The organism is Amycolatopsis sp. NBC_00355, from assembly GCF_036104975.1.
Lineage (GTDB): Bacteria > Actinomycetota > Actinomycetes > Mycobacteriales > Pseudonocardiaceae > Amycolatopsis.
Window position 1 is genome coordinate 5,585,419 of record NZ_CP107982.1, and the last position, 22,259, is coordinate 5,607,677.

At 71.6% G+C, this 22,259-nt stretch carries 20 protein-coding genes; 10 read left to right on the top strand and 10 right to left on the bottom strand.

Annotated features, from left to right (window positions below; genetic code table 11):
- Window positions 1-17: 17 nt before the first annotated feature.
- The 3 genes from OHS18_RS24865 to rsmI form a co-directional block, all read right to left on the bottom strand.
- Window positions 18-356: a hypothetical protein gene (locus OHS18_RS24865; protein ID WP_328448703.1), complete on the bottom strand. Its 339-nt coding sequence runs from the start codon at window positions 354-356 to the stop codon at window positions 18-20.
- A 10-nt stretch (window positions 357-366) separates the two neighbouring features.
- The gene (locus OHS18_RS24870; RefSeq protein WP_328612578.1) at window positions 367-2,781 is read right to left on the bottom strand and encodes a LamG domain-containing protein; all 2,415 of its coding nucleotides are present in this window, start codon (window positions 2,779-2,781) and stop codon (window positions 367-369) included.
- A 132-nt stretch (window positions 2,782-2,913) separates the two neighbouring features.
- Complete coding sequence (gene rsmI, locus OHS18_RS24875; RefSeq protein ID WP_328618571.1) at window positions 2,914-3,753, bottom strand: 16S rRNA (cytidine(1402)-2'-O)-methyltransferase; 840 nt, start codon at window positions 3,751-3,753, stop codon at window positions 2,914-2,916.
- A gap of 79 nt (window positions 3,754-3,832) precedes the next feature.
- Between rsmI and OHS18_RS24880 the strand changes: the two genes are divergently transcribed.
- Window positions 3,833-5,401, top strand: coding sequence for a dolichyl-phosphate-mannose--protein mannosyltransferase (locus tag OHS18_RS24880; RefSeq protein ID WP_328612579.1), 1,569 nt, complete (start codon window positions 3,833-3,835; stop codon window positions 5,399-5,401).
- 10 nt (window positions 5,402-5,411) lie between these two features.
- On the opposite strand, the gene OHS18_RS24885 is transcribed toward OHS18_RS24880, so the two are convergent.
- Window positions 5,412-6,125, bottom strand: a complete 714-nt coding sequence (locus OHS18_RS24885; RefSeq protein WP_328459195.1) for an AraC family transcriptional regulator — start codon at window positions 6,123-6,125, stop codon at window positions 5,412-5,414.
- A 79-nt stretch (window positions 6,126-6,204) separates the two neighbouring features.
- Between OHS18_RS24885 and OHS18_RS24890 the strand changes: the two genes are divergently transcribed.
- On the top strand, window positions 6,205-6,774 hold the full coding sequence (locus OHS18_RS24890; RefSeq protein ID WP_328612580.1) for a class I SAM-dependent methyltransferase: 570 nt from the start codon (window positions 6,205-6,207) through the stop codon (window positions 6,772-6,774).
- A 72-nt stretch (window positions 6,775-6,846) separates the two neighbouring features.
- Here the strand turns inward: OHS18_RS24890 and OHS18_RS24895 are convergent, their stop codons facing one another.
- A complete protein-coding gene (locus OHS18_RS24895; protein WP_328448695.1) occupies window positions 6,847-8,604 on the bottom strand; it encodes a serine/threonine-protein kinase in 1,758 nt (585 codons plus the stop codon).
- A gap of 195 nt (window positions 8,605-8,799) precedes the next feature.
- Between OHS18_RS24895 and OHS18_RS24900 the strand changes: the two genes are divergently transcribed.
- Window positions 8,800-10,677, top strand: a complete 1,878-nt coding sequence (locus tag OHS18_RS24900; protein ID WP_328612581.1) for a propionyl-CoA synthetase — start codon at window positions 8,800-8,802, stop codon at window positions 10,675-10,677.
- Window positions 10,678-10,744: 67 nt separating this feature from the next.
- Window positions 10,745-12,316, top strand: a complete 1,572-nt coding sequence (locus OHS18_RS24905) for a beta-N-acetylhexosaminidase (protein ID WP_328612582.1) — start codon at window positions 10,745-10,747, stop codon at window positions 12,314-12,316.
- Window positions 12,317-12,370: 54 nt separating this feature from the next.
- On the opposite strand, the gene OHS18_RS24910 is transcribed toward OHS18_RS24905, so the two are convergent.
- On the bottom strand, window positions 12,371-12,961 hold the full coding sequence (locus tag OHS18_RS24910; protein ID WP_328612583.1) for a TetR/AcrR family transcriptional regulator: 591 nt from the start codon (window positions 12,959-12,961) through the stop codon (window positions 12,371-12,373).
- Window positions 12,951-13,634, bottom strand: coding sequence for an MOSC domain-containing protein (locus tag OHS18_RS24915; RefSeq protein WP_328612584.1), 684 nt, complete (start codon window positions 13,632-13,634; stop codon window positions 12,951-12,953). The genes OHS18_RS24910 and OHS18_RS24915 overlap by 11 nt, the downstream gene beginning before the upstream one ends.
- Window positions 13,635-13,687: 53 nt before the next feature.
- Here OHS18_RS24915 and OHS18_RS24920 point away from each other — a divergent pair, with 53 nt between their 5' ends.
- Window positions 13,688-15,064, top strand: a complete 1,377-nt coding sequence (locus OHS18_RS24920; protein WP_328612585.1) for a M20 family metallopeptidase — start codon at window positions 13,688-13,690, stop codon at window positions 15,062-15,064.
- On the opposite strand, the gene OHS18_RS24925 is transcribed toward OHS18_RS24920, so the two are convergent.
- Both OHS18_RS24925 and exaC read right to left on the bottom strand, forming a co-directional pair.
- Window positions 15,024-15,401 (bottom strand): DUF779 domain-containing protein, encoded by a 378-nt coding sequence (locus OHS18_RS24925; RefSeq protein ID WP_328448686.1) that lies wholly within the window; start codon window positions 15,399-15,401, stop codon window positions 15,024-15,026. The genes OHS18_RS24920 and OHS18_RS24925 overlap by 41 nt on opposite strands.
- Window positions 15,401-16,924: an acetaldehyde dehydrogenase ExaC gene (gene exaC / locus OHS18_RS24930; RefSeq protein ID WP_328612586.1), complete on the bottom strand. Its 1,524-nt coding sequence runs from the start codon at window positions 16,922-16,924 to the stop codon at window positions 15,401-15,403. The genes OHS18_RS24925 and exaC overlap by 1 nt, the downstream gene beginning before the upstream one ends.
- Window positions 16,925-17,062: 138 nt before the next feature.
- Here exaC and OHS18_RS24935 point away from each other — a divergent pair, with 138 nt between their 5' ends.
- The 5 genes from OHS18_RS24935 to OHS18_RS24955 all read left to right on the top strand — a co-directional run bounded on the left by OHS18_RS24935 (window position 17,063) and on the right by OHS18_RS24955 (window position 22,031).
- Window positions 17,063-18,520 (top strand): helix-turn-helix domain-containing protein, encoded by a 1,458-nt coding sequence (locus tag OHS18_RS24935; RefSeq protein WP_328618572.1) that lies wholly within the window; start codon window positions 17,063-17,065, stop codon window positions 18,518-18,520.
- Between the two features lie 212 nt (window positions 18,521-18,732).
- Window positions 18,733-19,530: an SGNH/GDSL hydrolase family protein gene (locus OHS18_RS24940; protein ID WP_328612587.1), complete on the top strand. Its 798-nt coding sequence runs from the start codon at window positions 18,733-18,735 to the stop codon at window positions 19,528-19,530.
- Complete coding sequence (locus OHS18_RS24945; RefSeq protein ID WP_328612588.1) at window positions 19,509-20,066, top strand: TetR/AcrR family transcriptional regulator; 558 nt, start codon at window positions 19,509-19,511, stop codon at window positions 20,064-20,066. Before OHS18_RS24940 ends, OHS18_RS24945 begins: the two co-directional genes overlap by 22 nt.
- A gap of 160 nt (window positions 20,067-20,226) precedes the next feature.
- On the top strand, window positions 20,227-21,372 hold the full coding sequence (locus tag OHS18_RS24950; protein ID WP_328612589.1) for a sensor histidine kinase: 1,146 nt from the start codon (window positions 20,227-20,229) through the stop codon (window positions 21,370-21,372).
- A complete protein-coding gene (locus tag OHS18_RS24955) occupies window positions 21,369-22,031 on the top strand; it encodes a response regulator transcription factor (RefSeq protein WP_328612590.1) in 663 nt (220 codons plus the stop codon). Before OHS18_RS24950 ends, OHS18_RS24955 begins: the two co-directional genes overlap by 4 nt.
- Here the strand turns inward: OHS18_RS24955 and OHS18_RS24960 are convergent.
- On the bottom strand, window positions 21,998-22,174 hold the full coding sequence (locus OHS18_RS24960; protein ID WP_328612591.1) for a hypothetical protein: 177 nt from the start codon (window positions 22,172-22,174) through the stop codon (window positions 21,998-22,000). The two genes, OHS18_RS24955 and OHS18_RS24960, sit on opposite strands and share 34 nt — an antisense overlap.
- Between the last annotated feature and the right edge of the window lie 85 nt (window positions 22,175-22,259).

The following is a 22,259-nucleotide window of genomic DNA, read 5'->3' on the forward strand; positions in this document are numbered from 1 at the left end:
CGGGACCGGTTGACCCGTCAAGCGCCGTCTGCGAAGGAGACGACATCGGCGAGCGCGTCTTCGGCGATCCCACCGAGAACAAGATCCTTCTCCAGCTCGCGCAGCCGGGCCACGAGCGCCGGACCGATCTCGTGATCGAGCCGGGCGACGTGCCCGGCACAGGTGACCGCGAGTGCCCGGACCTGCCGGTTCACCCCGGATCCGAGGCACTCCAGGAGGAACCTCTGCAGCCAGCTCCGATCCGGCTCGTGGTAGGTGAGGCTGAGCAAGGCGTCGGTCGCATCCGCGACGTCACCTCCTCGAACCAGCTCGACCATCTCCGCGCGCCACGGCCCGTCTCCCTCGTCGGTCACCACCACCGCCGTCCTAGGGGTGGTCGAGGATGGCGTCGACGTTGATGCGCTGCTGGTCGAGCACGCCGCTGTAAACCCGGATGCCCCGCAGGTCGCCGTACCAGTAATCGCTGTCCTGGCCGTCGAACCGACCACGCCCGAGGAAGAGGTCCTCGAGATCGCTCGCGCCGTTCCAGCCGGTGACGTCACCGACGCACTTCGGGCTGAACTGGAACGCGTCCGTCGTCGCGTACACGCACGCCTGGTGCGTCACGGCGTCGTACGTCCCGGCGAGGTGGGTCCAGACACCGGACTCGGCGTCCCCGTCCGGCAGCATCTGGGTCGCCCCCAGCGTCCAGCTCCAGCGGGGGCGCCAGGTGCCGTTCGCGTCCTGGACGCCGCGGTAGCCCAGGAGGTACGGCGAGGAGGACGCGCTGTTCGCCCCGAGCGCCGTGCGGCCGGCCTTGTCCACACCGGCGGGGTCGGACGGGTCACGCTGCTTCTCCCGCTCGGCGTCCACCTCGGTCCAGGTGTGCTTGACCCAGGCTTCGGCGGTGAAGCTCCGGTCGCTGCGGAAGTTCTGCGGGCGCGGCCCTTCGACCTGAGCGCTCCCGTCGAACGGGAAGCGGCCGACGTCCGCGCCGTCGTCGTCGGTCGTCAGCCGGAAACTCCCGCCCGGGGTGCCGGTAACGCCGCTGACGGAGTCCGTCGTGGTGCCGTCGAGCTGGTAGTTCGCCCGCAGCACGGCGGTGTTGGCGAGCTCGGCCACCTCGGCGGCCGGCAGCGCGCGGTCCCACACCTGGACCTGGTCGATCGATCCCGCGAAGGCGCCGATCCGGAACGGGCCGGTCGACCGCCACGCGGTACCCGCCGGGATCGTCGTTTCCGCGGCGAGCGTGCCGTCGACGTACAGCCGTTCCTTGCCCGCGAGCACGTCGTGGACGCCCGTCAGGTGGGTCCACTTCCCGAGGTGCGGGGTGATGGACGTCTTCGCCCACCGCCAGAGGCCCCCGGTGGTGCTCAACCCGAACTCGAGGCTGTCGGACGTGGCACCGAGGCTGAACGCGTCGCCGGAGGCGCCTCCCTGTGCGGCGAAGGTGTAGCAGCCGGGCTTGTCCAGCTTCACCCAGGCCGAAACCGCCAGGCCCCCCGCGGTGTCCACCACCGGGGACGACGTCGCCGCGCCGGTGCCCGCCAGCGCCTGGCCCCGGCCGTGGCCGATCGAGTCGTCGGTCGCGGACCGGCCCGGCGAATCCGAGTAGCCCGGACCGTAGGCGACGTTCGTCCCGGTCAGCGTGCCGTCGGCGCCGGTGGCGTCGGCCGTGTCGCCGTCCAATGTGTACTCACGCGTGGCGGAAAGGCCCGCCGGGACGCCGTTCTGGTTGTAGAGCGTGGTGACGTCGGCGGCGGACAGGGCGCGCCCGAAGGTCGCCACCTCGTCGATCGCCCCGTGGAACAGGTCCGCCCGCGCTCCCGCGGCCAGGCCGCCGCCGAGGACCAGCGGGCCCGCCCCGCCCGAAGCCGTGGCCGGGATCGTCTGCTGGGCCTGGCCGTCGACGTACAGCGTCGCCGTGTGCGCCGTCGCGTTGTAGACGCCGGCGAGGTGCGTCCAGACGCCCGTCGCCGGCGCCGCCGTCGAGACCGCCGACCGCACGACCGGGTTCGCGACGTCCGAGCCGCTCAGGCTGAACGCCCATTTGCCGGTTTCCAGGTACTGCAGGGCGAACCCGCTCGTCCGGGCGCCGTCCTGGGACAGCACCACCCGCCGCTTGCCCAGATCGGCCGCGTCGACCCACGCCGACACCGAGAACGACTTGCCGAGGTCCAGGATCCGCGCGCTCGTGGCCAGGTAGTCGCCGGGCCGGCCGCTCACGGCCTGCGCCTGACCGAGCTTGCCCGGCGCGAAGGGGGCCGAACCGGCACCCGCGTAGCGCAGACCGGCGAACTGCGAGCGGGTGTCGCCCTCGAACTGCCACGCGGCCACCGGGGCCGCGGCGTCCTTGACCGAGAAGGAGTAGTCGGTCCGATCCGACGGTGTCTTCGCGCTGTCGCACGCCCACGCGCTCAGCACGTGCGGGCCGGAACTGGCGGGAGTGATGGTCGTGGTGGCGGACCCGCCCGGCACCGTCGGTTTCACCGTGCCGGCCTCGACGCCGTCGCAGCTCGGCGAGACCGAGTCGTCCAGCCGCCAGATGTAGTGGTCGACCGGGGAGCCCGTGCCGGCCGGCGTGAACGTGAAGTCGCCGGGCACGCCAGGGCCGCCGCCGAACGTATCGGCCGGGTACCTCTGCGAGGAAACGGCGGGCGCGTCGGGCGCCTGCGCGACTGTCGCCGCTTCAGCCGGACGCGCGAAGGCCGCGGCCGGGATGATGCCGGACGCCACGGCCAGCACGAGGAAGAGCCCGCCACGGCCGGCTCTCGACCGGGAAGAACGCACAACGGAAGACACGCGGAAACCCCTCCTCCGCGGCCTGGACAGTCCTGGCCGCGCCCACCAGGAACGATCGTCGATGATCGACTGCGGCGGTAGCGACCGAATGGCTCAATCCGGATTTCACCTACGACAAAACAGACATCGGCGTCACGTCGCCTTCCGCGCCGTCAGCACGGCGTCGTAAAGCTCCTTTTTGGACACTCCGGTCGCCTCTGCGACCTCGGCCGCCGCGGACTTGAGCCGCTCGCCGGCCGCGACGCGGTCCGCCACCTCGCCCACCAGGTCCGCCACCGAGACCGCGCGCGGCTCGGCGCCCGACAGGACCACCGTGATTTCGCCGCGGACGCCGTCCGCGGCCCAGGCGGCCAGCGACGCCAGTGTCCCCCGCTTCACCTCTTCGTACGTCTTCGTCAGCTCCCGGCAGACCGCCGCCCGGCGGTCCGCGCCCAGCACCGCAGCCGCGTCCGCCAGCAGGGAAGCCAGCCGGTGCGGGGACTCGAAGAACACCACCGTCCGGGGTTCCGAAACAAGCGACGCGAGCCACTTGGTCCGCTCACCCGGCTTGCGCGGCGCGAAGCCCTCGAAGCAGAACCGGTCACACGGCAAACCGGACAAAGCGAGCGCCGTGGTCACCGCCGAAGGGCCCGGGAGGCACGTCACCGGAATGTCCGCCGAGACGCACGCCGCCACCAGGCGGAAGCCCGGATCGGACACACTGGGCATACCGGCGTCCGTCACCAGCACCACCGTCTCGCCCGCCTGTAACGATTCGAGCAACCTGGGCAGGCGCGCCGTCTCGACGTCCTCGTAGAAACTCACCACGCGGCCGCGCGGCGTGATCTCCAGCGCCGAGGCCAGGGACCGGAAGCGGCGGGTGTCCTCAGCGGCCACGACGTCGGCTTCGGCAAGCGCTTCCGCCAGGCGGGGCGACGCGTCGCGGACGTCGCCGAGTGGGGTGGCGGCCAGGACCAGGCGGCCGGGTGTCACCGATGAGCTCACCGGGCCAGCCTAGGCGGGTCGGCGGATCCGGACGACGTACGCCCTGTCCCGCCCGTAGGATCGCCCCGTGACCGCCGTGCTGACCCGTCCCGACGACGAAAGCGTCCGGCCGGGCCCGGCCGAGGCGCTCCGGCCGCCGACCGACCGCGAGACGACCCTGCTCGGCCGCGGCATGCCGGACGACCGGCTGCGCGCCTGGCTCGTGACCATCGTGCTCACCGTGATCGGCGGCATCGTCCGGCTGCAGAACCTCGGCAGCCCGACGGACAAGGGCAGCCCGGTCTTCGACGAGAAGCACTACGTCCCGCAGGCGTGGCAGGTGCTGCGCAACGGCGGTTACGAGGACAACTACGGCTACGAGCTGGTCGTCCACCCGCCGCTGGCGAAGCAGCTGATCGCGATCGGCGAATGGCTGTTCGGCTACAACGGCTGGGGCTGGCGGATCATGCCCGCGCTGGCCGGCACGCTCATCATCTTCCTGACCATCCGCATCGCCCGCCGCCTGACGCGCTCGACGCTGCTCGGCGCCATCGCCGGCATCCTGGTGATCAGCGACGGCGTCCTGCACCTGCAGTCGCGGATGGGCATGCTCGACATCTTCATCGCGCTGTTCGTGCTCGCCGCGTTCGCCTGTCTGCTGGTCGACCGCGACCAGGTGCGCACCCGGCTCGCGACGGCCGTGCGCGAGGGCTGGGCCGACGAGTCGCCGTGGGGGCCGAAACTCGGCTTCCGCTGGTGGCGGTTCGCGACCGGGCTGATGATCGGGCTCACCTTCGGCGTCAAGTGGTCGGCGCTCTACTACATCGTCGCGTTCGGGCTGCTGTGCGTCTTCTTCGACGTCGCGGCGCGGCGCGCGGCCGGCGTCGAACGGCCCTGGCTGGGCACGATCCGCCGCGACGTGCTGCCCGCGCTGTGGGCGATCCTGCTGATCCCGCTGCTGATGTACCTGGCCGCGTACTGGGCCTGGTTCGCCAGCGAGACGGCGACCGACCGGCACTACACCGAGATCAAGGACATCGCGCCGGGCGTCTGGGGCTGGATCCCGTCGTCGCTGCGCTCGCTCGGCGACTACTCGGCGAACGTCCTGCACTTCCACGAAACCCTGGTCACGCCCAAGGACAACCCGCACCCGTGGGAGTCGAAGCCCTGGACGTGGCCGATGGGGCTGCGCCCGATGCTCTACAGCTACGACGGCGAGATCACCGGCTGCGGCGAGTCCCGCTGCGTCAGCGCGACGATGCTGATCGGGACGCCGGCGATGTGGTGGCTGGCCATCCCGATGCTCGGCTGGGCGGCCTGGCGCTCGATCTTCCGCGCGGACTGGCGCTACGCCGCCGTGCTGGTCGGTTACCTCGGCGGGTACGTCTTCTGGTTCACCAACATCGACCGGCAGATGTACTTCTTCTACGCGACGCCGCTGGCCGCGTTCCTCGTGCTGGGGCTGACGTTGTGCCTGGGCCAGATCCTGGGCAGCGCGAAGCGCGGGTTCGAAAGACGCGGGACCGGTCTGCTCGTCGTCAGCCTGTACGTCGGGCTGGTCGTGGCGAACTTCGCCTGGCTGTGGCCGATCCTCAACGGCATCGCGATCACGACCGGCCAGTGGGAAGCCGAACGCTGGCTGCCGTCCTGGCGGTAGCTCGACCCGCTCAGCCCGCGAAGTACGCCCTCGGCGTGACGCCGACGGCGCGCCGGAACGCGGCGACGAACGCGCTCGCCGAGCTGTAGCCGACGCGGTGCGCGACCGTCTCCAGCGGCACGTCCTGCGCCAGCAGCGGCAGCGCCGCACGCAGCCGCACCTGGGTGCGCCACGTCCCGAACGGCATCCGGCACTCGCGGACGAAGATCCGCGCCAGCGTGCGCTCGGCCGCGCCGACGTCCCGGCCGAACTCGGCGAGGCCGCGCGGGTCGGCCGGGTTGGCCAGCACCGCCGCCTCGACGTCCCGCGCCCGCGGATCGGCGGGTGACGGCACCACGATCGGCACGACGTCGAGCGGTTCCAGCAGGTCGAACGCGACGGCTTCGGCCCGCAGCCGGGCTTCTGGGGCGACGCCGTCGCCGGTCAGGTACTCCAGCAGCTCGTGCAGCAGCGGCCGGACGGCGACCAGCCGCGGCTCCGGCCAGCGCACCGGGCTGCGGTCCGGGTGCGCGTAGATCCCGCGCAGGGCGGCCTTGCCGAGCGCGCCGGTCCGGTGCTGGACGCCGGCGGGCATCCACAGCGCGCGTGTCGGCGGCAGGACCCAGCCGGCGTCGCCCGCCTTGACCGCGATGACCCCGCTGGCCGCCCAGACGAGCTGGTGCACGGGGTGTTCGTGCCACGGGAACCAGGTGCCGGCCGGCAGGTCGACCTCGCCGAGCAGCATCGCGTGGTGGCCGTTTTGCGACATCGGTTGGCAGTCTATCGGCTACCGGTCACCACGACGGCTCCCTACCGTCGACGGCATGCCGATGAACCTGATCCACCGCAAGATCTGCAGCTCGGAGAAGTGGGCGGCCACCGTCGAGGAGCGCCTCACGCCGTGGCTGAAGGAGCGCGACCTGGGGGACGACGTCCTCGAGATCGGACCCGGCTTCGGCGCCACGACGAGGGTGCTGCTCGGCGTCGTCCCGAAGCTGACGGTCCTGGAAATCGACCACGCGTCGACCGAGCTGCTGCGCGCGAAGTTCGGCGACCGCGCCGACGTCGTCGAGGGCAGCGGCGCGGAGATGCCGTTCGAGTCGGGGCGCTTCTCGGCGGTCGTCTGCTTCACGATGCTGCACCACGTGCCGACGAAGCAGCTGCAGGACGCGATCTTCGCGGAAGCCGCGCGGGTGCTGCGCCCGGGCGGCACGTACTGCGGCAGCGACGGCCAGCTCAACCTGCGGTTCCGCCTGCTGCACATCGGCGACACGATGAACGTCGTCGACGCGCCGACGTTCGGCGGCCGTCTGGAGAAGGCGGGCTTCGAGCAGGTGGACGTCCAGCTGGAGCCGAAGCAGCTGGTGATCTTCTCGGCCGCCAAGCCGGGCTGAGGGGGCTGCCGCGGCTTGTCGTGAGTGTTTAGGGCGGTTCTAACCGCCCTGAACACTCACGACGGGTCCGGGTCAGCGGTGCGGCTGGCGCGGGACCACGCGGGTGACCGGGCCGTCCGCGGACTTGCCCGCCCTCGACAGCCAGCCCTCCACCTCGCGGCGCACCGAGTTGAGCGTCGGACGCCGGCGCGGCTCCGGGTCCAGGGACGCCGCCAGCAGCCGCGCGTGGGCGCTGCGCTGCGGCAGCCGGGACACCGGTTCCGCACGGGCCGCCGCCATCAGGGCCGCCATCGGGGTCTCGCGGGTGCCGCGGGGCGGCTGGCCCGTCAGTGCGTAGCTGATCGTCGCCGCGAGCTGCCAGGCGTCGGACGCCGGGGAGGCTGTCGCGCCCATCGCCTGCTCCGGGGCGACGAAGTCCGGCGTGCCGATCATCATGCCGGTCGCGGTCATCTTGGAGTCGCCCTGGCTGCGGGCGATGCCGAAGTCGATCAGGTGGGCCAGGCCACTGGGGTCGAGCACGACGTTCGACGGCTTGATGTCGCGGTGCAGGACGCCCTTCTCGTGGGCGGCCGCGAGCGCGCCCGCCATGGTCGCCCACAGGCGGCCGGCGGCGACGTCGTCGAGCGGACCCTGGCCGTCGACCAGCTCGGCCAGCGGCCGGCCTTCGAGGTACTCCATGACCAGCGCGAGGCCGTCCGGCTCCTCGGCCAGGTCGTACACCTTGACGCAGTTCGGGTGGCTGACGACGGCCAGCGCGCGGGCCTCGCGCTGCATGCGCTCGGCGGTGTCGCGGTCCGGCGCGTGCGCGATCTTCAGCGCGACCGTGCGGTTGAGCTGGGTGTCGACGGCCTGCCAGACCGTGCCGAAACCGCCGGCGCCGAGCTGCTTGACGCGCCGGTAGCGGCTGCCGCCGGCGTTGCGCGAGCCGGGCGGGTGCGGGATCGGGCCCGGCGCCGCGGCCAGCGCGCCCGCCATCGGGGGCGGTTCGGGCGCGGACGCGAGCGCCGTCTTCGGGTACGGCTTGTTGATCGGGGGCGGCGGAGGCGGCGGGGTGGGCCGCGGCTGGACCTGCGACGGCGGCTGCTGCGGCGGCCGGTAGGGCTCGGGGTTGCGGTTCGGCGGCGGCACGTCCGGCCGGTTGATGACCGACCACGGCGGCGGGCCGACCATCGCGACCGGGATCAGGCCCAGCACGCTGAACGGCAGGAAACCGAGCCAGAAGTGCAGCGCGGTGTTCGCTTCCATACCGACGCTGAACAAGGCCATCGCGACGAACGGGATCCAGAAGAACCGGGACGGCCACTTCGGACCGCGGCGGAACGCCGTGCGCCCCTGCAGCATCACGAACAGCAGCGACCCGGCCGGCAGCACGATGAAGGCCAGCAGGTACACGAAGAACGGGAGGTCGTCGGCGCCGGTGCTGCCGGAGGAAAGCACGTCGAACACGGTCTGACGGCCGCCCAGGTAGTTCACCTGCGAGTCGACCCAGCAGCCACCGGGCCCCTTCAGCGTCGCGACCTCGCTCGCGGACAGCCCGGACCTCTGGCCGGCGAACACCATGCGGTAGACGCCCGACACGCCGTTCGACAGCAGCCACGGCAGCACCAGCGTGCTGAGCAGGCCGATCACGCCGAACACCGACAGCGTGGTCAGGTCGTACCGGTTGCCGGTGCCCTTGCGGATGATCGAGACGACGAGCGCGCCGATCGGCGGCAGCAACGCGACGAGCGCGCCCGCCGCACTCGTGGCCCAGACCCAGTCGCCGGGGCAGAAGCCCGGGCCGAACAAGGAATGGGCTAGCGAGAGCAACGCGCTCGCGAGTCCGTTCACTGCCGGGCTCCCCTCACTGTCCGTGTTCACGTCTTACCGTCACGCGGCATTTCCCCGCGGTCCAGCTTAGGACGCGCGCCGCCGCCGTTGGGTTGCCGGGTCTTTCCGGCGCCCGGATCCCGCGCGGAATCCGGCGGGCCCGCCGTCTCGGCGTCATGATGGGACCGGCGGGACGTTCGACGCGAAGGAGCGGGAATGGGCGCGTACTCCGAGGCCTACCGGCGGAGCCTGGCCGAGCCGGACGCGTTCTGGCTGGAAGCGGCCAAGACGATCACCTGGACGAAGGCCCCGGAACGGGCCCTCGACGACACGAACCCGCCCTTCTACCGCTGGTTCCCCGACGGCGAGCTGAACACCTCCTACAACGCCCTGGACCGCCACGTCGAGGCCGGCCGCGGCGGGCAGGACGCGCTGATCTGGGACTCCCCCGTGACCGGACAGCAACTCACGTTCACCTATGAACAGCTCCGCGACGAGGTCGCGCGCTTCGCCGGTGCGCTGGGTTCGCTCGGCGTGACGCACGGTGACCGGGTGATCGTCTACCTGCCGATGGTCCCCGAAGCCGTGATCGCGATGCTGGCCTGCGCGCGGATCGGCGCGGTGCACTCGGTGGTCTTCGGCGGGTTCGCGCCGAAGGAGCTCGCGGCCCGGATCGAGGACGCGAAACCGAAGGTCGTCCTGGCCGCGTCCTGCGGGATCGAGCCGACGCGCGTCGTCGAGTACAAGCCGATCATCGACGCCGCCCTCGAGCTGACCGAACACCAGCCGGACCACGTCGTGGTGCTGCAGCGCGAGCAGGCGCCGGCCGAGCTGACCGAGCGGGACGTCGACTGGCGGGAGCTGGCCGCGAGCGCGTCCCCGGTCGATCCGGTACCGGTGAAGGCGACCGATCCGCTTTACATCCTCTACACGTCCGGGACGACCGGGAAGCCGAAGGGCGTCGTCCGCGACACCGGCGGGCACGCGGTGGCGCTGGCCTGGTCGATGAACGCGATCTACGACGTCCACGCGGGCGACGTCTGGTGGACGGCCTCCGACGTCGGCTGGGTCGTCGGGCACTCCTACATCGTCTACGCGCCGCTGCTGGCCGGGGCGACGACGGTGCTCTACGAGGGCAAGCCGGTCGGGACGCCGGACGCGGGCGCGTTCTGGCGGGTCATCGCCGAGCACGGCGTCCAGGCGCTGTTCACCGCGCCGACCGCGCTGCGGGCGATCAAGAAGGTCGACCCGGACGCGAAGGAGCTGGAGAAGTACGACCTGAAGCAGTTCCGGACGCTGTTCATGGCCGGCGAGCGGCTCGACCCGGAGACCTACCACTGGGCGCGCGAGAAGCTCGGCACGCCGGTGATCGACCATTGGTGGCAGACCGAGACGGGCTGGCCGATCGCGGCCAACCTGCGAGGCCTGGAGCCGATGGACGTCAAGCCCGGCTCGGCGACCAAGCCCGTGCCCGGCTGGGACGTCCGGATCCTCGACCAGGCCGGCGACGAGCTGCCCGCGGGGCGCGAGGGCGCCATCACGGTCAAGCTGCCGCTGCCGCCGGGCTCGCTGCCGACGCTCTGGGGTGACGACGAGCGCTACCGCGAGGCCTACCTCTCCCGCTACGACGGCCACTACCTGACCGGCGACTCCGGGTACCTCGACGAGGACGGCTACCTGTTCGTCATGGGCCGCACCGACGACGTCATCAACGTCGCCGGCCACCGGTTGTCGACGGGGTCGATGGAGGCCGCGCTGGCCTCGCACCCGGCGGTCGCGGAGTGCGCCGTGATCGGGGTCGCCGACCAGCTCAAGGGCCAGTTGCCGCGCGGGTTCGTCGTGCTCAAGGCCGGCGTCGACACCCCCGCGGACCAGCTGCGCGACGAGCTGGTGGCGGTGGTGCGCCGGGACATCGGGCCGGTCGCCGCGTTCCGCGACGTGTCCATTGTGGACGCGCTGCCGAAGACGCGGTCCGGGAAGATCCTGCGCAAGACCATGCGCGCGATCGCCGACGGCCGCGACGAGGCGGCGCCCTCGACCATCGAGGATCCGGCCGTGCTGGACGCGATCCGGGCCGCGTTGCGCACTTCGTAAAGTATTGTTCCAAATACACCGGCTGGTCTGTACCTTTGTGAGGGAGTCCCCGACCGGAGGTGCTTTGATGCGCTTGTCCAGAGCCGTCTTGACCGCGGCTGTCGTGAGTCTGACGGCAGTCGGCCTGCCCGCCGCCGCCGCGGCGGCCCCCGCCACCACCACCCCCGAACGCAGCGTGACCGACGTCGTCCCCGCGCCGGTCTCGGCGAAAGCCGACACGAAGGCGGACTTCCGGCTCACGCCGTTCACCGTGATCAGCGCCGATCGGGGCGCCGGCCAGGTCGCGGACTACCTGCGCGGCCTGCTGCGCCCGGCCACCGGCTACCCGCTGCCGGTCGTGCCGCGCGCGTGGGGCCTGCCCGCGATCTCGCTCGAACTGGGTCACGACGCCCGGCTCGGCACCGAGGGTTACCAGCTGAAGGTCGCGCGCAACGGCGTCTCCCTGTCGGCCAACACCGCGGACGGGCTCTTCGAAGGCGTCCAGTCGCTGCGGCAGCTGCTGCCGTCGGCGATCGAGGCGAAGCACGTGCAGCACCGGACGTGGACCGTCGCCGGCGGCACGATCCTCGACTACCCACGCTTCGGCGAACGCGGCGCGATGCTCGACGTCGCGCGGCACTTCTTCCAGCCGGACCAGGTCAAGCTGTACATCGACCAGATCGCCCAGTACAAGCTCAACACGCTGCACCTGCACCTGGCCGACGACCAGGGCTGGCGCATCGAGATCAAGAGCTGGCCGAAGCTGGCGACCGTCGGCGGCAAGACGGCCGCGTACGGCGACCCCGGCGGCTACTACACGCAGAAGCAGTACAAGGACATCGTCGCGTACGCCGCTTCGCGGCACATCACGGTGATCCCGGAGATCGACATGCCGGGCCACACGAACGCGGCGCAGTCGACGTACGCGGAGCTGAACTGCGACGGCAAGGCCGTCCCGGTGCGCACCGACACCGAGGTCGGCTACAGCTCGCTGTGCATCTCGTCGCCGATCACCTACAAGTTCGTCGACGACGTCGTGCGCGAGCTGTCGGCCATCACGCCGGGCCAGTACCTCCACATCGGCGGCGACGAGGCCCACGCGACCCCGCCCGCCGACTACGTCACCTTCGAGCAGAAGGTGGCGCCGATCGTCGCGAAGTACGGCAAGAAGATCACCGGCTGGCACGAGATCGCCAAGGCCACGCCGCCGGTGTCGGCGATCCCGCAGTACTGGGACTTCGGCGGTGACAACGCCTCCGTCGCCGCCGCGGCGGCCCGGGGCAACAAGATCCTGATGTCGCCGGCGAACTACGCGTACCTGGACATGAAGTACGACGAGTCCACGCCGCTGGGCCAGGACTGGGCCGCCCTGGTCGAGGTGAAGGACGGCTACAACTGGGACCCGGCGTCGCTGGTGACCGGCGTCGGCGAGAGCCAGGTCGCGGGCGTCGAAGCTCCACTGTGGACGGAGACCATCCGCACGAGCGACGACATCGAGTACATGGCGTTCCCGCGCCTGCCGGGCATCGCGGAGATCGGCTGGTCCCCGAAGGCCACGCACAACTGGGACGCCTACCGCGTCCGCCTCGCAAAACAGTCCCCACGCTGGACCCTCGAAGGCATCAACTTCTACCGCAGCCCCCAGGTCGACTGGAAGTAAGCAGGTGGTCCCGTTGTCGTGAGTGTTTAGGGCGGTTAGAACCGCCCTAAACACTCACGACAGTCTTGCGCCGATGGCTCGCCTGGCCAGGGTGTAGGGGGTGGCGGTGCCGGTGAGGACGGAGTCCGCGTTTGCCGCGCGGCCCAGCGCGTGCAGTTCGAAAGCCAGGACTTCGGGGTCCGTCTCGACGTGGCCCAGGGTTACTGCCTCGAGAGCCGTTGCGCGGATGAAGTCCGCGAATGAGCCGCTCGCCGCCGCCACCGCGTCGTGGACCCGGCCCGGGCGTGCGTCGAACTCCGCGCCGACGTTGAAGAAGAAGCAACCACCCGGGAAGACGCGCTTTTCCGAGTAGTCCAGCCAGTTCTCGCAGATCGCCCGCAGCCGCGGCAGCCCCGGCTCCACGTCCGACGCCGGCGTCACGACGTGCGAACGGAAGATCTCGAACGCCGCCTCGACCGTCGCGAGCTGCAGGTCCTCCTTGGAGCCGAACAGGGCGAACACCCCGCTCTTGCTCAGCTCCAGCTCGGTGGCCAGCCGGCCGAGGGACAGCCCGTCGAGGCCGTCGACCGACGCGACGTCCACCGCGCGCCGCAGCACCAGGCGGCGGGTCGCGTCGCCGCGGGCCAGCCGCCCGTCAACCGGCACGGCGGGCCCGCCAGCGGTCCACAGTGGACTGGATCCCGGCGCTCCACTGCTCGGCGAGCGCGGGTGCCGCCAGCACGCGGTCGGCGAAGTCCAGCGCGGCCCCGACGTGCTCCGGCGGCAGCTGCCCGTAGTTCGCGAACGAGATGACGTACACCTCGGCGACCGTCGGCGCGTCCGCGCGCTCGACCACCTCGACCGCGCCCGACGTCGGCACGGTGCCCGGCCGCAGCACGCGCAGGTACCACCCGGAGCGCCCCGAGTCGATCATCGCCGGGACGGCGTCCTTGCGGCCGGTCTTCATCGCGAGCTTGAAACACGGCGACCGCGGCTGGGAGACCTGCACGAGCGCGTCACCCCAGGCCCAGACGTCCCCGATCCGCACGTCGTCCTCGGTGAGCCCGGACAGGGAGATGTTCTCGCCGAAGTCGGCCGTCGACACCTCGAAACCGTCCTCGCGCCAGGCCGCGTAGTGCTCGGCCGGGTAGACGTAGACCGCCTTGTCGGGGCCGCCGTGCACGGTGAGGTCGGCCTGCCGGTCGCCGTCGAGGTTGAGCTCGGTGAGGTTCAGCTCCGGCGCTGTGACCAGCGCCTTGGTGATCCCGCTCAGAACCGGCAGCTCGCGCCGGTACCCCAGGACGCTCGGTTCCCCCACGTAAACGCTGTCGACGTTCATGCTCCGAAGATAGCACGATCGTTCGTATTGTTTCCTGCCTCTAGGCTGAGGTCATGGAACTGCTCGACCAGGCCCGCGCCCACGTCGACTCCGGCGCCCTCTTCGCCGAACTGGCCACGCTCGTCGCGTACCCCACGGTCAGCGACGCGCCCGAAGGCCGCGTCGCGATCCAGGCCTACCTCGACGAAGTCCTCACGCCCGCGTTGACGGCGCTGGGCTGCGAAGTCACGCAGCACGCGAACCCGGCCCCGGCGGGTGGCCCGTTCCTGGTCGGCGTCCGCGTCGAGGATCCCGGCTTGCCGACGCTGCTCTGCTACGGCCACGCCGACGTCGTCGGAGAGGCCGGCGAGTGGGGCGAGGGGCGAGGCCCGTGGACGCTCACCGCCGACGGCGACCGCTGGTACGGCCGCGGCACCGCGGACAACAAGGGTCAGCACCTGATCAACCTGACGGCCTTGCGGCTCCTGCTCGCCGACCGCGGCAACCTCGGCTTCAACCTCAAGTTCCTCTTCGAGACCGGTGAGGAGATCGGTTCACCCGGCCTCACCGAGTTCGCCGCGCAGGAAAAGGACCTCCTCGAAGCCGACGTCCTCATCGCCTCCGACGGCCCGCGCCTGGACGCCGCGACGCCGACGCTGTTCCTCGGCGCGCGTGGTGCCATCCGGTTCACGCTCGACGTCGACCTGCGCCCGGACGCCTACCACTCCGGGAACTGGGGCGGGGTCCTGCGCAACCCGGCCACCACGCTCACCGGCGCGATCGCGAGCCTGGTCGACGGCCACGGCCGCGTCCAGGTGCCCGAACTGCTCCCGCCGGAACTGCCCGAGAGTGTGCGCGCGGCCCTGGACGGTCTCAAGATCGCCAACACCCCCGGTGACCCGGTGCCGGACGAAGGCTGGGGCGCGCCCGGCCTGACCGGCGCGGAACGGCTCTACGGCTGGAACACCCTCGAAGTCCTCGCGCTCGACGCGGGCGACGTCGACCGGCCGGTCAACGCGATCCCCGGCCGCGCGCGGGCGGTCCTGCAACTGCGGTACGTCGCCGGGACCGACGTCGACAAGATCCCGGACGCCGTCAAGGAACACCTTGCCGCACAAGGGTTCCCGATGGTCGAGGTGACCGTCGGCGGCGACTTCCAGGCCAGCCGCACGCCGGTCGAGGACCCGTGGGTCGGCTGGGCCAAGGCCGCGCTCGACGAGGTCGCCGCCCAGCCCGTCGCGCTCCTGCCGAACTTCGGCGGCGGCCTGCCCAACCACGTCTTCACCGACGTCCTCGGCCTGGCGACGCTGTGGCTGCCGCACTCCTACCCCGGCTGCCTGCAGCACGCGCCGGACGAGCACCTGCTCGCCCCGGTCGCCCGGGAAGGGCTGGTGCTCGCCACGGCGTTGTTCAGTGCTTTCGGTTCAGCGCCGCCGACTCCTCGTCGGTGAACAGGCGGGAGCGGATCAGGAAGCGCACGCCTTCGGGCGCCTCCAGCGAAAACCCGCTCCCGCGGCCCGGGACGACGTCGACCGTCAGGTGCGTGTGCTTCCAGTACGCGAACTGCGGCCCGGACATCCAGAACGGCACGTCCTCCATGCCCTCGACGACCAGGTCGCCGAGGCGCACGTCGGTCTGGCCGGTCTTGAACTCGCCCTTCGGGTAGCACATCGGGGCGCTTCCGTCGCAGCACCCGCCGGACTGGTGGAACATCACCGGTCCGTGGGTCGCCGCGAGCTTCCGGAGGAGGTCGGCCGCCTCCTCCGTCAACGCCACCCGCTCGGTCATCAGAAGAACCCGAGCGCCTGGTCGGAGTAGGAGACCAGCATGTTCTTCGTCTGCTGGTAGTGATCCAGCATCATCTTGTGGTTCTCCCGCCCGATGCCGGACGCCTTGTAACCGCCGAAGGCCGCGTGGGCCGGGTAGGCGTGGTAGTTGTTCACCCACACGCGACCCGCCTGGATGTCGCGGCCGGCCCGGTAGGCGGTGTTGCCGTCCCGGGACCAGACACCGGCGCCGAGGCCGTAGAGGGTGTCGTTGGCGATCTTCATGGCGTCGTCGTAGTCGTCGAACTTTGTCACCGACACGACCGGGCCGAAGATCTCCTCCTGGAAGATCCGCATCTTGTTGTCGCCCGCGAAGACCGTCGGCTCGACGTAGTAGCCGCCGGACAGCTCGCCGCCGAGGTCGCTGCGGCCGCCGCCGATCAGGATCTCGGCGCCCTCCTGCTTGCCGATGTCGATGTAGGACAGGATCTTCTCGAGCTGGTCGTTGGACGCCTGCGCGCCGATCATCGTGTCGGTGTCGAGCGGGTGGCCCTGCTTGATCTTGCGGACGCGCTCGACGGCGTCACCCATGAACTTGTCGTAGATGCCCGTCTGGACCAGCGCCCGCGACGGGCAGGTGCAGACCTCGCCCTGGTTCAGCGCGAAGAGCGTGAAGCCCTCCTGCGCCTTGTTGTAGAAGGCGTCGTTCTGCGCGGCGACGTCGTCGAAGAAGATGTTCGGGCTCTTGCCGCCCAGCTCGACGGTCACCGGGATGATGTTCTCGCTGGCGTACTGCAGGATCAGCCGGCCGGTCGTGGTCTCGCCGGTGAAGGCCACCTTGCGGACGCGGTTGCTGGAGGCCAGCGGTTTGCCGGCTTCGACGCCGAAGCCGTTGACGATGTTCAGCACACCCGGCGGGATCAGGTCGCCGATGATCGACATCAGCACGTGGATCGACGCCGGGGTCTGCTCGGCCGGCTTGAGCACGATCGCGTTGCCCGCGGCCAGCGCCGGGGCGAGCTTCCAGACCGCCATCAGGATCGGGAAGTTCCACGGGATGATCTGCGCGACCACGCCGAGCGGCTCGTGGAAGTGGTAGGCGACGGTGTTCTCGTCGATCTGCGAGATACCGCCCTCCTGGGCGCGCAGCGCGCCGGCGAAGTAGCGGAAGTGGTCGATGGCCAGCGGGATGTCGGCGGCGAGCGTCTCGCGGACGGCCTTGCCGTTCTCCCAGGCCTCGGCGACCGCGATCTTCTCGAGGTTCTGCTCCATCCGGTCGGCGATCTTCAGCAGGACCCCGGCGCGTTCCTCGACCGAGGTCTTGCCCCACGCGGGGGCCGCGCCCCAAGCCGCGTCGAGGGCCTTCTCGACGTCCGGCGCGGTGCCGCGGGCGATCTCGCAGAAGGTCTTCCCGGTGACGGGAGTCGGGTTCTCGAAGTACTGGCCGCCGGCGGGCGGCACGTATTCGCCGCCGATGTAGTGGTCGTAGCGTGACTCGAAGCTGACGACGCTGCCTTCGGTGTTCGGTGCGGCGTACTGGACCATCTTCCCTGCCTCATTGCTCGGAGTGACGGCTCTTCTCGGGCGCCGCCGAACGTAGGCCGGGCAACGTTGCACGGACGTTGCAGCCCTGTGAGCTGGCTCTCTACTCTGAAGAACGTGGCAGAGGCGCCCGAGCCCGAGATGCTGCGCGATCCGGAGTCGTACGCGCGGCTGCTCGAACACGTCCGCGCGGCGGTGCTGGCCGGGCTGCCGGGCCCGCGTTCGCCACGCTCCGTGGTCTCGGCGTCCTGGGACCGGTCGCTGGCCGCGCACGTCGACCCGGACGAGGGTGAAGCGCCGTTCGTCCACGACGTCGACGTGCTGACGGCGTTGCGGGAAGCCCACCCGCTGGCGCCCGTGCTGCCGGTGCTGCGGCAGATGCTGGTGAGCATCGCCGACGACGCCGAGCACGTGATGATCGTGACCGACGCCGAGGGCCTGATCCTGTGGCGCGAGGGCGCCGCGAACCAGCTGGTGCGCGCCGACCACGTCGGCCTTTCCGAAGGCACCCGGTGGAGCGAGTCGGCGATCGGCACGAACGCCATGGGCACGACCCTGGCGACCGGCGAGCCGGTGCAGATCTACTCGGCCGAGCACCTGGTCCGGCGCTACCACACGTGGACGTGCGCGGCGGCACCCGTGCGCGACCCGGAAACCGGCGTGCTGCTCGGCTCGATCGACGTCAGCGGCCCGCTGCGCACGGTCCACCCGGCGATGTTGTCGCTGGTCACGGCGACGGCGCAGCTCGCCGAAGGGCAGCTGCGCGCCCAGCTCGCGGTCCGCGACGAGCGGCTGCGGCGCGTCAACATGCCCCACCTGGAAGCCCTGCGCGGCCGCCCCGGCGCGCTGCTCTCGGCGAGCGGCCGGGTGCTCGCGGCCCAGGCGTGCCTGCTGCCGGCCACGGTGGACGTCCGTCGCGGCGGCGGCACGGTCGCCCTCCCCGACGGCCGGATCGCGACGATGGAGCCGCTGGCCGAGGGCTACCTGCTCCGGCTGCGCGCGACCGGCGGCGGCAGCGGCGGCCACCGCCCCCGGCTGCGCCTCGAATACCTGGCCGACGGCGCCGGATCGACCACAGTGGACGGTCGCGACGTGCCGTTCACCTTGCGCCACGCGGAAATCCTGACGCTCTTGGCGTTGCACCCGAACGGCCTCTCGGCCGAGCGGCTCGCGTTGCAGCTCTACGGCGAGTCGGGCAACCCGGTGACGGTCCGCGCGGAGATCCACCGCCTGCGTTCCCAGCTGGGCGCGTCGGTGGTGCAGACCCGCCCGTACCGCCTGGCGGCCGAGGTGGACGCGGATTTCGTGAAGGCGCGGTCGCTGCTGCGCTCGGGTTCGCCGTCGGACGTGCTGCAGGTGTTCCGCGGGCCGCTGCTGCCGGAGTCCGAGGCCCCGGCGATCCGCGAAGAACGTGAGACGCTCACGGCCCAGGTCCGCCAGGTGGCACTGAACAGCACCGACCCGGCGGTGCTGTGGTCGTTCTGGGAAACCTCGTGCGGCGTCGACGACTTCGAGATCCTGGACGCGCTGCTGACGACGCTCCCGCCGTCGGACCCCCGCCGCGCGGCCGTCTCGGCCCACCGCGCCCGGCTCGCCTGACCCAGCCCCCAGGACGCCGGTCCCACCCCTCAGCCCACGCGCCCCACCGAGTCGTCACTTTCCCTAGGAAAGATGCAACGCCTCACATGGATTTTACCGACGCACCCGGCCTTGACCTCGGGATCAGTCGAGGACACCCCGACGTAGACAGCGTCTACAGAAGTTTGATAGACAGTGTCCACAAGGTGAACCACGGGTTACGGAGATCGGGAATGAGCTACCACCGTTTCGTCGTCCTCGGCGACAGCTGCGCCGAAGGTCTCGACGACCCGTACCCCGGCCGGCACCAGTACCGCGGCTGGGCGGACTTCGTCGCCGCGCGCTTGGCGGAGGAGGAGCCGCGCTTCCGGTACGCGAACCTCGCCGTCCGCGGACGGCGGCTCGACCAGATCGTGCCCGAGCAGGTGCCCGCCGCGACGCGCCTCGAACCCGACCTGATCGCGCTCTTCGGCGGCGGCAACGACGTCATGAGCCGGGGCTGGGACGCGCGGACCGTGGCCCGCCGGGTCGACGCCGCCGTCCGGGCCTGCACCGAGATCGCGCCCACCGTCGTCACCTTCACCCTCAGCGACGTCTCGAACCGGATGCCGCTGGGCGCGCGGATGCGGCCGCGGATCGTCGCGCTCAACGAGGCCATCCGCGAGGCCGCCGTCAGCTACGGCGCGCGGCTCGTCGACCTGTGGCCCGACCAGGCCGCCACCGACTCGCGCTACTTCGGCGCCGACCGGCTCCACCTGTCCACGCACGGGCACCACCGGCTCGCCGCCTACGTCCTCGGCCTGCTCGGCCTCGACCACGACCCCGGCTGGCTCGCGCCACTGCCCGGTACGCCGTCCCACGGCGGCTGGCGCGCGGACCTGCACTGGGTGCTGCGCGAGGTGCTCCCGGTCGCCGTCACGCGCACGCGCAACCGGATGATCGGCCGCCAGCCCGGCGACGGCTTCTTCGCCAAACGCCCCGACCTGCTCCCGATCACCCTGGACGAGGCATGGGCACCCGGCAACGCCTGATCGACACCGCGTCCGAGCTGCTGGCCGGCGAAGGCGTCGACGCCGTGACGCTGCGCGGAATCGCGAAGGCGGCCGGCGTCTCGCACGGCGCGCCCCTGCGGCACTTCTCCGGCCGCGCCGAGCTGCTGTCGGCCGTCGCGACCCGCGGGTACGCCGACCTGCTCGCCCGCCGCGAGACGCTGCCGGAGACGTCGCCGCGCGAGCGGCTCGCCGCCGCCTGCCACAGCTACGTCGACTTCGCGCTGGCCAACCCGGCGATGTTCGAGCTGATGTTCCGCCGCGACCTGATCGACGCGACCGACCCGGCGCTCTCGGCGGCGGCGAGCGCGGTGTTCGACACCTTCGCTGTGCTGGTGGCCGCCGTGCCGACGCCGATCGCGCGGTCCGGCGCCGACCTGCGACTGGTCGCCGCGTCACTCTGGGCGGCGTTGCACGGCCTCGCGCAGCTGTGGCTCTGGGGCGGGCTGGCCGGGGCGAGCTTCGCGCCGTCACCCGAATCGGCGCTGGCCGTCACGCTCGACGCGTATCTCGGCTGACGCCCGGCGAAGAGGGGGCTCCGGAGACCTCCCCCGGCCCCGGTGGGGCACCCTCTCCGCCGAGTCAGTGGCCGACCGTAGTGGCGGACGGCCACCCAGCGGAAGCAACTGACGAGGTAGCCGGGGTAAACCTTCGCGGTACACCGGTAACTTCCTCACCGTGACGGCACTGCGTGAACTGCGGGCGCGGCCACGGCTGGCCGACGCCGTGCTCGCGCTGCTCGTCGCGGGCTACCAGCTGGCCGGCGCCACCGAGCTGGGCGACCCCTTCGGCGCCCACGCGCGCCCGCTGGGGCTGGTGCTCGCCGCCGTCAGCGCGTTGCCGCTCGCGGCGCGCCGCCGCTTCCCGATCACGACGCTGGTCGCCTGCGTCGCCCTGATGGGCGTGTTCTACGCGCTCGGCTTCCGCTCGCAGCTCGGCCAGCTCAGCGTGATCGTGGCCGCGTACACGGTCTGGGCGCACTGCCGGTTCCGCGACGCGCTCGCCGTCACCGTGTTCGGCCTGATCGCCTACGAGACGTCGATGTTGTTCGGCAGCCCGGTCTCCCCGGTCGGCGACACGCTGCTGTCGCTGCTGCTCGCGACCGGCGTCGCGGCGATCGGGCGCACCGCCTACGTCCGCAGCCACCGGCTTCGCGACGCCGAGCACGACACCGAGCTGGCCGTCGCGGAGGAGCGCGTCCGGATCGCGCACGAGCTGCACGACGTCGTCTCGCACCACCTTTCGGTGATCTCCGTGCAGGCCAACCTCGCCCGGTACGTCTTCGATTCGGCGCCGGACACCGCGCGGGGTGCGCTGGACACGATCACCGGCACGACCACCGAAGCGCTCGACGAGCTGCGACGCCTCCTCAGCGTGCTTCGCCCGCCGCAGTACCCGCTCGAGGGGTACCGGCCGCAACCCGGGCTCGACGACCTCGAGACGCTCGCCGCCCGGGTCCGCGAAGCCGGGATCGCGGTCGGCCTCCGGGTCACCGGCACACCCCGGACGCTGCCGCCCGGCCAGCAGCTGTGCGCGTTCCGCGTCGCGCAGGAAGCCCTGACGAACGTCCTCAAGCACGGCGGCGCCACGGCCGAACTGACGCTGGACTACCGGACCGAGCACCTGGTCCTCGCCGTCACCGATCCCGGCGGCGGGCCGGCCGGCCCGCCGAACCCGGGCGGGCACGGGCTGATCGGCATGCGCGAACGGGCCCGGATGTACGGTGGCGTGATCGAGATCGGCCCCCGCGACCCGGCCGGGTTCGCCGTCGTGCTGACGCTGCCGTACCCGCGGCCGCTCGCCCAACCGCAGGAGCCCGAGTGACGAGTGTGCTGGTGGTCGACGACCAGGACCTCGTCCGCGCCGGGTTCGTCGCGCTGCTGGGCGCGGTGCCGGACATCGACGTCGCGGGCGAAGCGCGTGACGGCCTGGAGGCGATCGGGAAGGCGGCGGCGCTGCGGCCGGACGTCATCCTGATGGACATCCGGCTCCCGGGCCTGGACGGCGTCAAGGCGACCGAACGGATCCTCGCCACGGCCGAGGCACCGCGCCCGAGCGTGCTGATGCTGACCGTCTTCGACCTCGACGAGTACGTCTACACGGCGTTGCGCGCGGGCGCCGCGAGCTTCCTGCTCAAGGACAGCCCGACGGAGACGCTGATCGCCGGCATCCACGCGGTCGCCCGCGGCGACATGCTGTTCGGCCCGACGATCACCCGCCGGCTCGTCGAGGCGTTCACCCGGACACCGCCGGAATCGCCCACCGAGTCACCGGCACTGGCCGCGCTGACCGACCGCGAGCTGGAGGTGCTGCGGTTCGTCGGCACCGGCGTCCCGAACGGCTGGATCGCGGCCGAGCTGCGGGTCAGCGAAGCGACGGTGAAGACCCACCTCAACCGGCTGATGGCCAAGCTCGGCATCTCCAGCCGCGCGCAGGCCGTCGTGGTGGCCTACGAAACCGGGCTGGTCCGGCCGGGAGCTTGAGCAAGGTCCCGCCGCACGGCGGGCATGGTGCGCTCCGGGCCGAAGCCGAGCTCGCGGTTGACGCGGATCATGTGCGCGTTCTCCGCCCCGGTCGTGGTGCTGATCCGCGCGGGTCCCGGAAGCTCGGCGAGCAGCCACCGCACCGGTCTCCTCGTGGATCGCGACGACAACCCGCTGTTCGAGCCCCGGTGCCCACCGGGCAGCGGGTTCCTCAGCCGCCCGATCAGT

Excerpts from the sequence above, each read along its gene's own strand:
- OHS18_RS24885 (WP_328459195.1), bottom strand. The coding sequence starts at position 6,125 with ATGCTGCTCGGCGAGGTCGACCTGCCGGCCGGCACCTGGTTCCCGTGG.
- OHS18_RS24890 (WP_328612580.1), top strand. The coding sequence starts at position 6,205 with ATGCCGATGAACCTGATCCACCGCAAGATCTGCAGCTCGGAGAAGTGG.
- OHS18_RS24940 (WP_328612587.1), top strand. The coding sequence starts at position 18,733 with ATGAGCTACCACCGTTTCGTCGTCCTCGGCGACAGCTGCGCCGAAGGT.
- OHS18_RS24925 (WP_328448686.1), bottom strand. The coding sequence starts at position 15,401 with ATGACCGAGCGGGTGGCGTTGACGGAGGAGGCGGCCGACCTCCTCCGG.
- OHS18_RS24900 (WP_328612581.1), top strand. The coding sequence starts at position 8,800 with ATGGGCGCGTACTCCGAGGCCTACCGGCGGAGCCTGGCCGAGCCGGAC.
- OHS18_RS24905 (WP_328612582.1), top strand. The coding sequence starts at position 10,745 with ATGCGCTTGTCCAGAGCCGTCTTGACCGCGGCTGTCGTGAGTCTGACG.
- OHS18_RS24935 (WP_328618572.1), top strand. The coding sequence starts at position 17,063 with ATGCTGCGCGATCCGGAGTCGTACGCGCGGCTGCTCGAACACGTCCGC.
- exaC (WP_328612586.1), bottom strand. The coding sequence starts at position 16,924 with ATGGTCCAGTACGCCGCACCGAACACCGAAGGCAGCGTCGTCAGCTTC.
- OHS18_RS24945 (WP_328612588.1), top strand. The coding sequence starts at position 19,509 with ATGGGCACCCGGCAACGCCTGATCGACACCGCGTCCGAGCTGCTGGCC.
- OHS18_RS24915 (WP_328612584.1), bottom strand. The coding sequence starts at position 13,634 with ATGAACGTCGACAGCGTTTACGTGGGGGAACCGAGCGTCCTGGGGTAC.
- OHS18_RS24920 (WP_328612585.1), top strand. The coding sequence starts at position 13,688 with ATGGAACTGCTCGACCAGGCCCGCGCCCACGTCGACTCCGGCGCCCTC.